Here is a 13,935-nt window from a genome sequence, read left to right on the forward strand (position 1 = left end):
CATATTAACAAGGAGTTAAGTATTTGTGAGCTTTTTTCATGTTTTTGTGAAGCATAGGTCGCTTTGGGCGAGAAAAGCTTGAAAAAGGCAGCTTTTCTCTTCTGCCATACATGTTGTGTATAGAAAAAATATAAAAAGGTCAGTCTGTTAGCTTGTTGCCTCAGCTTGCTGCCATTCTTTTGCAAATTGCCATAATTTCTGCCGGATAGCAGGTGTGTGCCATGCGAGTTCTCTATTGTAGTGTGCTCGTATTAGCATACCATCAATCACAAAATGAGTGCTGCAGCGCCCTGCAGGGCCATCAAGGCTCACAGTTCTAAAATCTATACAGTGTGCGAATGCTGGGTCTGTAGAGAATGTTGTTGAAGGACGAAGGCGGCTTGTGCTGTAGCTGCGTTTATCATCTGCATTCGCGTTATATATAAATAAGCCGGATTGAGGTTCGGCACTTGCGGAGCGCTCTTTGTGTTGGCCTGAACCTGTGAAAAGCATGATATCGCTGTTTAAAACACTATCTGTGTGAGCGGTGCCACCAACAGGTTCAATAGTCCAGATAATTTCTGACGCGCTGTTTTTTCTGTCCAGTGGAGTGCCGCTCAGAATTTCATCGGCATAACCGGAAAGTTGAATGCGGCCGGCGGTGGAAACCAGGTATTCTTTCACCATTTCATTCAGGTCTTGCTGTCCGTCAGGTAAATAAATGCGGGGCACACTCAGCCGGATATCACCTATTTCCTTGGTTTGATAAGGTTTACCTGCCTCTGTACTTATCCATAAATACAGTGCCCCCATACCAATACCTAAAATACAAAAGCCAATAAACAGTCTGCGCAGCTTTTCTGCCCGTGACATCATTTTTTCCTCGCAAGATTTTTTATTATTTCCTTCTATATAAGAATAAATATCCCGAATTTCCATATCTTACAAAGCCGTTCATTTTCCGTTCAGCGCGCTTACTCATACTTGGCTTCAAGAACAGAAACATAATGAAAGAAAGACAGCGCGATGGGTGAGTATGTAAGAACAATTTTCGGCGAGATACTCTTTGATGGTTCTGGCGAAAACAGCTTTTTCCGCAGCGAAGGTGGGGATGATATCCTCGTTGGTGGCAGTGGTAACGATTATATCCACGGCGGAGGGGGTGATGACATTATTGTCGGAGGCGGCTTTGATGACGGTAATATTGTACATCACCCCTGGTTCGATGATCCTCGCACAGATGGTCCTGATTGGGATGGTTCCGATACGCTGATTGGCGGCTCAGGTAACGATACGATCATTGGCGCTGGTTGGCAGGATGGCGATGTGGCAGATAATGGTCTGTTTGATGTGGGCGAAGAAGTATCTGGTGAAGTGTTTGCAGGATTTGCCCCTGAAAATGTTATCTGGGCTGGAACAGGTGATGATCTAGCTGTTGGCGGTAACGCTAATGATATCATTGGCGGTGGTTCAGGTGATGATGATATCTACGGTCTTGGTGGTGATGATTTGATCTATGGCGGTTTAGGCGATGATAACATTTTCGGCGAAAACGGCTGGGATGATATCTGGGCAGGCCAGGGCGATGATTTGGTTGAAGGTGGCGCCGGTGATGATTTAATTGGTGCCAGTAGCGGCGATGACACTGTCTTTGGTGACGCTGGCGATGATACGGTTTTCGGTGGCTCTGGTGATGATCTGCTGGTTGGCGGTTCAGGCGATGACGAGATTTGGGCCGGTTCAGGTGATGATGATCTGGAGGGCGGCACTGGCGACGATCAAATTGGTGGTGGCTCTGGTGATGATCTTATCTGGGGTGATGCCGGCGATGATGATCTCTTCGGAGGATTAGGAAATGACACTCTCCGAGGCGGTGAGGGCGAAGATTATTTCTATTTCTCTGACGGTTCAGGGGATGATGATGTATCAGATTTTGAACTGGATGAAGACAGGCTTGTATTCACCAATGTAACCCGGATCGAAGATTTCGATGATGTGCTTTTCTATTCGGAAGACACTGAGTTTAACGGACAAACCGGTGTGTTGATTGAAACCAGCTCGGAAGACAGTGTTTTCCTTGTGGGTATTAGTAAATCGGATCTGATTGCAGATGATTTCATCTTCTAGAGGATTTGGCCCGTATAAAGAACCCTTTGGTGGTTGTACTGTTCCTCGCTCTTAGGTACAGCCACATTCCTTCACATTATGCGATCAAGTGAAGGATAGCCCCTTGTGCCCCCTGCACAAGGGGCCCTCTCTTTTTTACCTTACGGAATCTATAGCGTTGAGTGTTTTCGTTTCGCTCCCGTTCTTTTTATATAAAAGCTGTTTGCATCTTCTCTCGTGATGCCATAAGCCTGTTGTGTGGGGGCGAGCCAAACTTTGTTGGCAGTTGGATGTATGATGGTTGATAAAGCGCTGGAAATCGAGAAGGTAACGCTGAAAATTCGTGCAGCGGATGCAGCGCTTGGCGCGCAGAATATGCTTTCGAAAGCTGAACATGAACGCCTGGCAGGCATGCATGAAGGTGCGAGACCAGCGTTTGTAACAGCCCGGGGTATGCTCCGGCAGGCGCTCGGAGACAATATGGGGCTACTTGCTTCTTCTGTGCCGCTTGTCCAGGAAGGCACTGGCCGTATCTTCCTTGATGGCTTTGCTGATGATGAACCGCCTTTTTACAGTGTTTCACACACAGGCGGTGCGGAAGATGGTATTGCAGCCGTTGCAGTTTCCGAAACCAGCCCGATAGGCATTGATATCCAGCAACTTGATCCGGTAGCCGACTGGATGCGCATTGCGGAGCGCCGTTTTCCTGAAGAAGAATGGCTCCTTCTTGCTGCGATGCCTGAGGCTGAAGCTCGTATGCTGTTTTTCACTCTTTGGGCTATCAAAGAAAGTTTTGTGAAGATGGAAGACGGCAAGCTAATGCCTTACTTGCGCGGCGTGGAGCTTGATCTTTCCTCTGGAAAACCAGTGCTGAAAGCCCCAACACCGGGCGGCACGAAAGATGCCACTATCTATTTCCACTTTATCCCGGAACACCAGCTTGTTGTGTCACTTGTTGCGGCCAAACCAGTGAAGGTGGTGCTGGACAGTGATATCCGCCCACCAAGCCGCCGCGCTGACCCACTTAATAACCGTGGTGAAGTATAGCGTGGTTTTCCGTATTCTCTGGAATTTCCATTACCCCAGCTTGAAATAATTCCGTACCGCAAGAAACGCGAAGAATATATGCAAGGTGGCAATGCTGTTATGCAGCAGTTTCCACCAGTGGGGAATGTTTGCCTTTATGGGGAACAAATATTGCACCATGCTTGCTTGTTCGCTCAAAAGCCCGCCAAGGAAAGAAAGCGAATTGGCAAAGCTATATTGCGCCACATTCCATATTTCTTCCTCGTTCAGGTCCAAAATGCTGATATCCGCGGCGTTCGCATAGATAAACATAAAGGCCGGTAGCCAGAAGAAAAACAACCACATCAATGGCCGTGCGAAACTAAGTCCGCATTTGCTGATAATATCAAACGAACGGATCATGGCCCGTTCCCAAAAGCCTTTGGCCTCATTCCCTCGCCGTGCCAGCAGTTCCACCCTGAAAAACTTTTTCTCTGCCAAGTGGTGGTGCCCTTGGTTGGCCAGTTCCTGAATGCGCCGTAATTTTGCCGCTGCTTGGCTATCATAGGTTCTGCTGGTTAGTAGATATTCACCTTTTGTGCGCAGGCGCTGCCAGAGGTTGAGCTGGTTTTCTTCTTTGTTTTTATAAATGGGTATATCGGCAATTTCTGTATAACCAAGGTTGGGGGCCTGTTCAAACACTGCCCCGCGAAAATTAGGCACAGTTTCGCTTTTACTGGTAACATGCAGTTTATCATATTTATCTTGCAGGGTTTTATCCCATTTTTCATACCGCTCAGGCGGTTTAGCGGTTTTTGGTTTGCCAAAGCAAACATAATCAAAATTGGCAAAAGCTTTGAACTTGGCATTTTCAAAATCACAGCCTGCCAGAAACTGGCTTTCAGAAAAATTAACTGATGTGTAAAACACTGTATTATTCCAACGGGTTTTAGCCAAAAATATCACCCCTTGGGATGATAATTTGTCATAAAACTCCGCCCTTTCGAAGTCTGCCCCGCAGGAGAATATCGCCCTTTCGAGGTAAGCCTCGCCGGAGAATGTCGCTCTCTCGAAATATACGTCGCCGGTGAATGTCGCCTTTATGAAGTCTACCTCGCCGGAGAAAGTTGCACTCTCGAAATCTACTGTGCTGGAGAAAGTTGCACTCTCGAAATCTACTGTGCTGGAGAAAGTCGCCCCCGTAAAGTCTGCATTGTCGGAGAATGTTGCTCTCATGAAGTATGCCCCGACAGAGAATGTTGCCCTCTCGAAGTCTGCTCTGTCGGAGAATGTCGTCCCCCTGAAGTCTGCTCCGCCAGAGAATGTCGTCCATTCGAAGTCTGCCCTGTCGGAGAATGTCGCCCATTCGAAGGTTACCCCGCCAGAGAATGTCGCTCCCGCGAATGTGGCTTGTGTGGGGAAATGGAAGTGTGTGAAATCAATAAAGGTTATTTTATATTTACCATTTTCATCTTTTTCTTGGCCATCTGAAAAATCGATGAAGTGTTCTTCATATGCTTCGTCATTAACGCTTTTCAGGCGCACATATGCATGGGTGCCTTTTTCTTCCCGCACGCACCAACGGTCTGCATAGACTTGCACCCACATGTTCCATGCCGCTGCGCCGCATTTTGCGCGCTCAACAGGTGTGAGATTATCAGCCGCTTTAGCGCGGATACGTTCAGTGATCGTTAAAACGGTTTCGCCAGTGAATATATCCCTGAGCAGATCTGGTACACGGTCTTCGAAACGGATTTCTGTGCCATCTGGCGTGTAATATTTTTCTTTTTCACCATTTTCTGGCTGGTCTTTCGGCACCGCGTATCCCCCTTCGGTAGTGTGGTGGGCAGTATGGGAAAATGGCGGGTATTATACAACCTGAAAAATAGAGTATGTTTTGCTAGACTAACCGCGAGCGGCTATAGTGCTTTCCAGTATGCTTCCGTGCCCATCGCTTCAGCATTCTTGGCTTCTTCTTCACTGAGTGCGTAAATCTGCAAAAGCTCACTTCTACCTGTTATCAAATTAATCTCGGCAGGGAAGTTCTTTGGTGGTGCAAGCATGATGTGGCTAGCACGGAGTAAGTCTGCCTGTTCTTCAAGAGGGAGGATATCCCACAGCGCAAGGGATGCTTTATCCTTATAATGTCCCATAGCGAGTAATAGGTTATAGGCCATCAATTTGGCTATGAATTCCTTGGCGCTGGGGTTCGGCGCATCATATTCCATAATGAATTCAATCCCCAGCCCTGAATATTCGTCTGTCAGACCATCCCATGCGTTAGACATGCCGCTTGTTGCATATATCCATGTGGCCCGATCTTCTGTTGGTGAGAAGGTCAAAACGCTGTGATGCAGCCAGAAGGGGTGAATGTTTTGGCGGCCAAATTCTTCTTTGAACAGCTCTTCTGTTAGGGCTAATTGCTCGGTCTCAGCCTTGCCGAAAAGCTCAACATACAGTTCTTCATCCCTTTGTTTCCAACATTTTTCCAACATGTCTGCCTGTTCCTGAACGCGTTTTTCGGCACGTGCTGAAAGTTTATCAGTGAAAAAGGAAAGGAGAGACATGATCAGGTTCCGTAGAAATGGCGGCTTATCTTGAAAAACAGCCGAAAATTATATATACTGAAGCTAGTTCGAGTGGTTAGAAATAGCATGCCAGAACGGTATGTGAAAGATGTTTGAAAGAAGCATCTGAAGCCCAAGAAGAGGGGAAGCTAAAATGGCTTTTTCAGTTTTAACAAATGCTGGTGCTTTTGCGGCCCTCCAAAACCTGCGCTCAGTGAACACTGATCTGGCGAACACCCAACAAAGAATAGCAACTGGCTTGCGTGTAAGCAGCGCCAAGGATGATGCAGCAACCTTCGCTATTGCGCAAAACTTGCGCAGTGATATCGCAGGGCTTGATGCAGTGCAGGCCTCTCTCTCGCGGGCGTCCTCATCGGCTGATGTTGCGCTTGCAGCAGGTGAGGCGGTTTCTGATCTCCTGATCGAACTTAAAGAAAAAGCGGTGGCCGCGAAGGACAGTGGCCTTGATACCGCGAGCCGGCAATCACTCAATGATGATTTTGAGCAACTCCGTGATCAGATCACTTCGATTGTGGAAAATGCTGAATTCAACGGTACAAATATCCTTTCTGGTGCTGGGGATATTATTTCAGCCATTACGGACAGCGTTGGGGATAACACCGTTCAGATTGCGGAACAAAACCTCACGCTAGGCGGCGGTAATGTGCTTATTACCGCAACACAGGGCATTGCAACAGCGGCTGCTGCTTCTGCTGCGGTGGATGCTATTGAGCAATCAATTGCCAATGTAAATAGTGCGCTTTCTTCTATTGGTTCTGGCGCGAGGCGCATCGAGCTGCAAACCAACTTTACCCAGAAACTTTCTGATACCATTGAAGTGGGTATTGGTAATTTAGTGGACGCTGATTTGGCGGCAGAAGCTGCGAACCTGCAAGCACTGCAGGTACGGCAACAGCTGGCTATTCAGGCGCTTAGCATTGCCAATAGTGCACCATCCTCAATCCTGCAGCTGTTCAGATAAATCCCATACCATGACATTTGTCATGGCCTTCCTATGACACCTCTAACTTGCTGGTGAACCCTTCCGCTTCCATATTTTAGGAAGCGACAGAAAGAGGGGTTCTTATGAAACAGAAATTTATTGCCGTTGGTGCGGTGGCTGCCATTGCCTTGATGGCAACCTTTGGGATGAAGGAAAAAACCGAGGAAACTGCATCATCAGCGAAAGCAGAAGGCCGGAACAGTTTCGCTATCACAGATGTTCGCGCATTTGATGGTGAAAGAGTGATTGAAAAAGCAACGGTGGTTGTGCGCGGTGGTAAGATTACAGCTATTGGCAGGCAACTTGAAGCATCAGAAGGCCTAACTAAAGTAGATGGAACAGGTCAGACCCTTCTGCCGGGGTTGATTGATGCCCATACCCATACCTATGGAGACGCACTTGTTGATAGCCTGAGGTTTGGGGTAACAACCAACTTGGATATGTTCACTGACCCATCCTTGTTCCGCGAAGAAAAACCACAGCGTGAGAACCGCAAATTTACCAATAAAGCAGATATGTTCTCTGCTGGTATGCTGGCGACTATTGAGGGCGGTCACGGCACGGAATATCCAGTGAAGGTGGAAACGCTTTCCGCGCCTGAAGAAGCAGATGGCTGGGTTGAACGTCGGGTTGCAGAAGGCTCAGATTATATCAAACTGGTTTATATGCCCTATCAGCCTGTATTCCCCAGCCTTGATAAAGCAACGGCAGCTGCCCTCATTGAAGCCGCCCACAAGCGTGGGCTTTTGGCTGTAACTCATGTGTTCAGCATGAAGGGTGCTGAAGATATGCTTGAAGCGGGTACTGATGGCCTTGTGCATGTATTTGCGGATAAAGTTGTAACGCCTGAGTTTGCAAAGCGTGCGGCAGATGCGGGCATGTTTGTTATTCCTACTACCACCGTGATTGGGGCGATTGGTGCGGAAGGCACAGGTAAAATCCTTGTGAAAGACAAGGCTATTGAACCGTTCCTTACTGAAGAGCAGAAAATTAACCTGAATGGCAGTTTCGGGCAGGAAATTCCCGGTTTTAACATAGAGTATGCCATTGAGAATGTTCGCAGGCTTCATGAAGCAGGTGTGGTTATTCTCGCGGGTACAGATGCGCCCAATATGGGCACGACCCACGGTGCCAGTCTGCATCAGGAACTTGGCTTTCTTGTTGATGCGGGGATGACACCGATTGAAGCACTGAAAGCTACAACATCTTCTGTGGCGAAGCATTTCAGATTGGAAGGCCGAGGTGTGCTGAAGGAAGGCGCAACGGCTGACATGCTGCTGGTAAACGGAAACCCGTTTGAAAATATTGCATCTACCAAAGATATCGCACTTGTTTATAAAAATGGGTTTGTAATCAGCCGTACACCGAAGAAATCAGGTCTTGAGACGAAAACCGATCTGCCATCAAACTTGATGGATTTCTCTGAGGGACTAGTTCTGAAGGCTGGTTTCAAATGGGTGGCAACTGACGACAGTATGATTGGCGGCAAATCAGAAGCTGCTATCAAACGTGAAGGGGAAGGTATTCGCGTTGATGGCAGTATTAATCTCGGGTTCACTTATCCCTGGTCAGGCGCGATGCTGAGCTTTTCAGAAGCTTTTAATCAGCCTTATGATTTTACCTCTAAAGCTAAGATCAGTTTCCAGATCAGAGGTACTGAGGGCACATACCGCACAATGTTATTCCGCCCGGCTGGCGCTGGTATCCCGCCTATGCAGGCATTTAAAGTGACAGGTGAATGGCAAACGGTTGAACTGGATATTAAAGCTTTCCGCGATATCAATCTCTCTAAAATCGCGGGACTTTCCATTGTGGCTGGCAAGGAAGGTAGCTTCTGGATTGAAGTGAAAGATATGCAGATCAACTAAGTGAGTACACTTCTGAAATAATGAAAAGGTACTGTGTGATCGTGTTCGTACAGTGCCTTTTTTGAACGATCATTGAACAGTTTTCTTGCGATTTTTAGCTGTGATTGGTAGCCATAGCTAACTACCAATTTCTGCTTGAGGGAACTATGATCCAATCTGTTCAGATTACAGACAATATTACTGTGGCGAATGATCTGCCGTTTGTGCTTTTTGGGGGGCTCAACGTGCTGGAAAGCCGCGACCTTGCTTTTGATGTGGCCGGCCATTTTGTGGAAGTAACATCAAAGCTTGGCATCCCCTTCGTATTTAAAGCCAGTTTTGATAAAGCGAACAGATCAAGCGTGCATTCTTTCCGTGGGCCGGGCCTTGAAAAAGGTATGGAGATTTTCGCCGACCTTAAGAAAGAATATGGTTTCCCGATTATCACAGATGTGCACGAACCACATCAGGCAGCACCAGCCGCAGAAGTTGTTGATATTATCCAGCTTCCTGCATTCCTTGCGCGCCAGACAGATCTGGTAACTGCGATGGCGGAAACAGGTGCCCCAGTGAATGTGAAAAAACCGCAATTCCTTGCGCCTGAAGAAATGAAACACATCATCAAGAAATTTGCTGAATCCGGCAATGAACAGGTGATGCTGTGTGAGCGCGGCAGTTGCTACGGCTATAATAACCTGATTGTTGATATGCTGGGCATGGACGTAATGCGTGCCCAAGCACCTGTGATTTTTGATGCAACGCACGCACTTCAGCGCCCCGGTGGTCGTAGTGATAGCGCAGGCGGCAGGCGTGCGCAGGCTGCAGCTCTCGCGCGCTCAGGAATGGCGCTTGGTATTGCTGGGCTCTTCATCGAAAGCCACCCAAACCCAGAGGAAGCTTTGTGTGACGGCCCGTGTGCGCTGCCACTGCATGCCCTTGAAGGGTATCTTACACAGATGAAAGCTGTTGATGATATGGTGAAATCTTTCGATCCACTGGTAACAGAATAGGCAGGATATATGCGGCTACTCGTGCTTGATGTTGATGGGGTGCTGACAGACGGCACAATTTTCTACACTGCGAATGGTGAAGATTTGAAAGCCTTCCACGCACAGGATGGGCTTGGCATGAAGCTCTTGCAGAAATTGGGGGTGGAAGTGGCGGTTATTTCAGGCCGTACCAGTGCACCACTCGAACGTCGCCTTGATGATCTGGGCATCACACGCCGTGTGCTTAAGTGCGCGAACAAGATTGAAGCGCTGAAGGGTATGGCTGCCGATCTCGGGGTTGAGTTCAGAGATATCTGTTTTATGGGCGATGACCTGATTGATATCGAAGCAATGGAAGCCTGTGGTTATTCTGTCGCTCCCGCCAATGCGGTAGAAAGCGTTCGCATTATCGCGGATTTTGTAACCAAGAAAGAAGGCGGTCATGGTGCGGTACGGGAAGCGTGTGAGCATCTGGCCTTCCGAATGGGCCATAATCTCGAAGCCGTTGCCCGCAACACAACAAAGGTACTTGTGCAGTGAAAATTGTGATCCCCGCACGATATGGCAGCAGCCGTCTTCCCGGTAAACCGCTTGCGGATATTGCTGGCAAGCCAATGATTCAGCATGTGTGGGAGCGTGCGCTGGAAGCTGCCCATGAGGGCGATGAGGTTGTAATCGCTGCAGACGATGAACGCATTCTTGACGCTGCGAAGGCATTTGGAGCAACAGCTGTAAAAACCAAAGATACCCACGAAAGTGGTACTGACCGTATTGCAGAAGTGGCTGAGATTATGGGCTGGGATGTTGGTGAGATCGTAGTGAATGTGCAAGGTGATGAACCTTTGATACCGCCAGTACTGGCACGCACAGTAGGTGAGCTTCTCGCCGCAGATGACTATGCAGATATCGCTACAGCCAGCTGTGCTATCAAGCGTGCTGAAGATGTGCTGAACCCAAACATTGTAAAAGTAGTAACCGATAACCACGGTATTGCCATGTACTTCTCCCGCTCACCCATTCCTTATAACCGGGATGGTGATATTGATGTGGAGGCTTTCAACTACCAGCGTCATATCGGACTTTATGCTTACCGGGTTGGAGTGTTGAAAGGCTTAACAGCAATGCCGCAGGGGCGAACGGAAAAGCTGGAGCAATTAGAACAGCTCCGCGCTATGGAAGCCGGGATGAAAATCGCTGTGGCAGAAATTGCAGAAGCACCGCCCCACGGTGTGGATACACAGGCTGACTTAGACGCTGTGCGTAAGCATTTTGAGGCGCAGAACTGATGGCAGAAAACTCTCCAAAAGCTATCACCGCATCACGCGGTATTGCCTCTGGTGTTGGGCTGGAAGCGCTTCTCGGTATGCCGATTAAGCACGGGCTAAGTGCCGATGAAGGCGATGTTGTTATCGGCTGGGGCGAAAAGGATAACACCGAGAAAGCCAAAGCCTACGCCAAGAAGAAAGAGCTGGAATACTGGCGGCTTGAGGATGGTTTTCTTGGTTATATGACCCACCCAGCGCTTGATAAACGCAGGCTTTCGCTGATTGTTGATAAATCCGGCATTTATTATGATGCTCATATGCCAAGCGATCTCGAGAAACTACTGAACCGGGATGACTGGATCACCGATGAACTTCTAGAGCGTGCGGAAAGCGCGATGGCTCGTATCCGCAAGTGGCGGCTTTCCAAATATAATCAGGCACCCTTTGAAATCTCAGATGAGCTTGATGAGAAACTGAAGGCCTATAAAGGCCCAAAAGTGCTGGTGGTGGACCAAACTTACGGTGATAAATCCATCGTGCAAGGCATGGCTGATGACAAGATGTTCATGCAGATGCTTGAAGATGCGCTTGAGGAAAACCCAACAGCGCTGATCTTGGCCAAAGTGCACCCGGATGTGCTGTTGGGTACCAAGCGTGGGCATTTTGATGTTGAACGTAAGATAGACCGTGTGATGTTTGTGGCAGAAGACGTAGCCCCGCAAGCGCTGATGGAGCGAGTTGACCAGGTTTATGTGGTCACCAGCCAGATGGGCCTTGAAGGGCTGATCGCTGGTAAAAAGGTGAGCTGTTACGGCTTGCCGTTTTACGCGGGCTGGGGCCTGACCCATGATAAGCAACTCTGCGAAGCGCGGATTGCGAACCGCACTCTACCAGAGCTGTTTGCAGGCGCTTTTATTCTCTACACACGATATATCGACCCATATAATGGTGAACGCTGTGAGATTGAGCATGTGCTGGATATTCTGGTAGCCGAACGCAAAATTACTCGGCCAGAAGCGAAGCGGGCGGTGGCCGTTGGTTTTAGCGTTTGGAAGCGCGGCTTTATTCCTGAGTTCTTTGGTGCAGGGGTTGAGAACACTAAGTTTATCAAGCCAAACCAGCTTGAAGGCTTCAAGTTCCAGGACGGTGACTGTGTGGTGCTGTGGGGGCGTAAGCATGATGGTTTATCTGCCCAGCATGTGCCCGAGCATATCCCCGTTTGGCGTATGGAAGATGGTTTTCTGCGTTCTGTGGGGCTTGGGTCTGATCTACGCCGGCCGTCCTCGCTGGTGATGGACAGGGTTGGTATTTACTATGATGGTCAGCGTCCGTCTGATCTTGAGAAGTTCCTGGTGACCCATGATTTTGATGAGCATGACGCGAAGCGTGGTAAAGCGCTCCGGGAGCAAATCCTTGCATCCAAAGTCAGCAAATATAATGTTGGTGAAAAAGGTGGTCTTGATTTCCGCACTGAGGCTGCAGGCAAGGAAATTATCCTTGTGCCTGGGCAGGTGGAAGCAGATGCCAGCATTCAGTTTGGCTCTCCGCATTTGAAATCAAATGGTGCACTGCTTGAGGCAGTGAAGACTGATAAGCCTGATGCTTATATCATTTTTAAGCCGCATCCTGATGTTGCTTCAGGCAACCGAGAAGGCTCAGTGCCTGATGACGTGCTGAAAGCGTGCGCTGATAAAGTGATTACAGACGCTGATATCATTGATGTGCTGGTGGCGGTGGATAGTGTCCATACCATGACCAGCCTGACAGGCTTTGAGGCCCTGATGCGCGGCAAAGATGTTACCTGTTACGGAATGCCGTTTTATGCTGGGTGGGGGCTGACACATGATAAGTGTGAGATGTTGCGCCGGGGCCGGGAGCTTTCCCTTGATGTGCTTGTTTATGCGCTTCTCTGTGTTTACGCGCGCTACTGTGACTGGCCGAGCGGCTTAAGCTACGGCCCAGAGGCGCTGGTGAAGGATATCGCTAAAGCTTCAACAGGCGGGAAAATCACACCGGGGGCCTTTGCTGGTGTGAAGCGGTTCGGCCGGAAAGCCAAATATTTCTATGATGCTCTAAAACGCTAAAAGTTAGAGGCCTAAGCTGTCTATCATGTACCTTCGGACAATATTACCATCTTTTGATAAACCATGAATTTCTTGGAGACCAGCTTCATAATCTTGAGGCGTTATTGAAGAAAGAGTGTTTTTCTCAATTAAATTAGCTATCTCAGAAATGTATTTAGCTTGGTTATCTATGAAATCTTCCATCTGAATGCGGATATGTTCAATACCGGAGTTTGCGATTTCATCCAGTAGGCTCTCATCTTCTGCTAAGTTCTGTTTATGAGATAATGTGCGCGCAACAGTACCTGAATCAATAGTGGCGTTTATTTTTGCCTTGTTCTTTTTTGTCCATACAGACCGTTCAGGCGTGTTGTGTAAAACGCTTGCCATTACTGCTTGAGCAAAATGATCTTTTCGGTTTACCAAAACTACCTTGGCTTCATTCTTAAGCAGGAATTTTATGAAGCGTTTTATAGAGAAATTTGTGTTGTTAAACAAACTACTTAACACATCGGTCTGCAGTAAAGCATATAAGTTGTCGTCCTGAGAAAATATTCGTTCAACTTCATTATAGAAACGGCTTACCTGAAAGTTCTTATGGAATTTTAGCCAGGTTGCTGTTGCTCTGCCTAAATACTCATAGGGCATTGGCAGGTTATTTTCTTTCATAGCATGGCTGATGAATTCCGCATCAGCATAGGGGGTGGATATGAAGAATACTGGCCTTGCTTTCTTACTTGGGGACGCGGGTTGATAGGGCCTGAATGTGGAATTTCTTTGCGGACCTGTGCAGGAATAAGAATATGTTCCTGATGTAATTATTTTGTCTGGGTATTGAGTTTGTAGTTTTTTTATGAGCGGCAATTCATCCTTGGAACAGAAGACCAATATCTTTTTAATATCTTCAGTAACGTGCTGTTCATATGTTTCTGGAGTTGCCAGATTATAGCGCATTTGCCGATTTTGGGCAGACATCACTTTTCTAATGAAAAAGGGATCAGCAATTAAAAGGTGCGTCTCGTCATAGCTGTAAAAAAGATACAACCATGAGAAATAACGAAAGTGCAATATTAGCTCATCTGCGGAAGGCGCATTCAATATCTTAACTCTT

General features: G+C 47.9%; 12 protein-coding genes. 8 read left to right on the plus strand and 4 right to left on the minus strand.

The annotated features are described in order from the left end of the window. Positions 1-147: 147 nt before the first annotated feature. Positions 148-855, minus strand: coding sequence for a hypothetical protein (locus tag KFE96_RS06735; protein ID WP_255835218.1), 708 nt, complete (start codon positions 853-855; stop codon positions 148-150). Between the two features lie 150 nt (positions 856-1,005). Between KFE96_RS06735 and KFE96_RS06740 the strand changes: the two genes are divergently transcribed. Both KFE96_RS06740 and KFE96_RS06745 read left to right on the plus strand, forming a co-directional pair. Then, positions 1,006-2,106, plus strand: coding sequence for a calcium-binding protein (locus KFE96_RS06740; protein WP_255835219.1), 1,101 nt, complete (start codon positions 1,006-1,008; stop codon positions 2,104-2,106). A 273-nt stretch (positions 2,107-2,379) separates the two neighbouring features. Then, complete coding sequence (locus KFE96_RS06745) at positions 2,380-3,132, plus strand: 4'-phosphopantetheinyl transferase superfamily protein (RefSeq protein ID WP_255835220.1); 753 nt, start codon at positions 2,380-2,382, stop codon at positions 3,130-3,132. Between the two features lie 30 nt (positions 3,133-3,162). Here KFE96_RS06745 and KFE96_RS06750 read toward each other — a convergent pair whose 3' ends face one another. After that, on the minus strand, positions 3,163-4,908 hold the full coding sequence (locus KFE96_RS06750) for a pentapeptide repeat-containing protein (RefSeq protein WP_255835221.1): 1,746 nt from the start codon (positions 4,906-4,908) through the stop codon (positions 3,163-3,165). Between the two features lie 101 nt (positions 4,909-5,009). Further along, a complete protein-coding gene (locus KFE96_RS06755; RefSeq protein WP_255835222.1) occupies positions 5,010-5,657 on the minus strand; it encodes a suppressor of fused domain protein in 648 nt (215 codons plus the stop codon). Positions 5,658-5,811: 154 nt separating this feature from the next. On the opposite strand from KFE96_RS06755, the gene KFE96_RS06760 reads away from it, so the two are divergent. The 6 genes from KFE96_RS06760 (at position 5,812) to KFE96_RS06785 (ending at position 12,845) form a co-directional block, all read left to right on the plus strand. Beyond that, the gene (locus KFE96_RS06760) at positions 5,812-6,639 is read left to right on the plus strand and encodes a flagellin (protein WP_247015029.1); all 828 of its coding nucleotides are present in this window, start codon (positions 5,812-5,814) and stop codon (positions 6,637-6,639) included. A gap of 104 nt (positions 6,640-6,743) precedes the next feature. Then, positions 6,744-8,528, plus strand: a complete 1,785-nt coding sequence (locus tag KFE96_RS06765; protein WP_255835223.1) for a CIA30 family protein — start codon at positions 6,744-6,746, stop codon at positions 8,526-8,528. 146 nt (positions 8,529-8,674) lie between these two features. Further along, positions 8,675-9,517, plus strand: coding sequence for a 3-deoxy-8-phosphooctulonate synthase (kdsA, locus tag KFE96_RS06770; protein WP_255835224.1), 843 nt, complete (start codon positions 8,675-8,677; stop codon positions 9,515-9,517). 9 nt (positions 9,518-9,526) lie between these two features. After that, positions 9,527-10,036: an HAD family hydrolase gene (locus KFE96_RS06775; protein ID WP_255835225.1), complete on the plus strand. Its 510-nt coding sequence runs from the start codon at positions 9,527-9,529 to the stop codon at positions 10,034-10,036. Further along, entirely contained in the window at positions 10,033-10,782 is a 750-nt protein-coding gene (gene kdsB, locus KFE96_RS06780) for a 3-deoxy-manno-octulosonate cytidylyltransferase (protein WP_255835226.1), read from the plus strand. The genes KFE96_RS06775 and kdsB overlap by 4 nt, the downstream gene beginning before the upstream one ends. Beyond that, a complete protein-coding gene (locus KFE96_RS06785; RefSeq protein WP_255835227.1) occupies positions 10,782-12,845 on the plus strand; it encodes a capsular polysaccharide biosynthesis protein in 2,064 nt (687 codons plus the stop codon). Before kdsB ends, KFE96_RS06785 begins: the two co-directional genes overlap by 1 nt. A gap of 3 nt (positions 12,846-12,848) precedes the next feature. On the opposite strand, the gene KFE96_RS06790 is transcribed toward KFE96_RS06785, so the two are convergent. Then, positions 12,849-13,922, minus strand: coding sequence for a hypothetical protein (locus tag KFE96_RS06790; RefSeq protein WP_255835228.1), 1,074 nt, complete (start codon positions 13,920-13,922; stop codon positions 12,849-12,851). Positions 13,923-13,935: the final 13 nt, after the last annotated feature.

It is taken from the genome of Kordiimonas sp. SCSIO 12603 (genome assembly GCF_024398035.1).
Lineage (GTDB): Bacteria > Pseudomonadota > Alphaproteobacteria > Sphingomonadales > Kordiimonadaceae > Kordiimonas.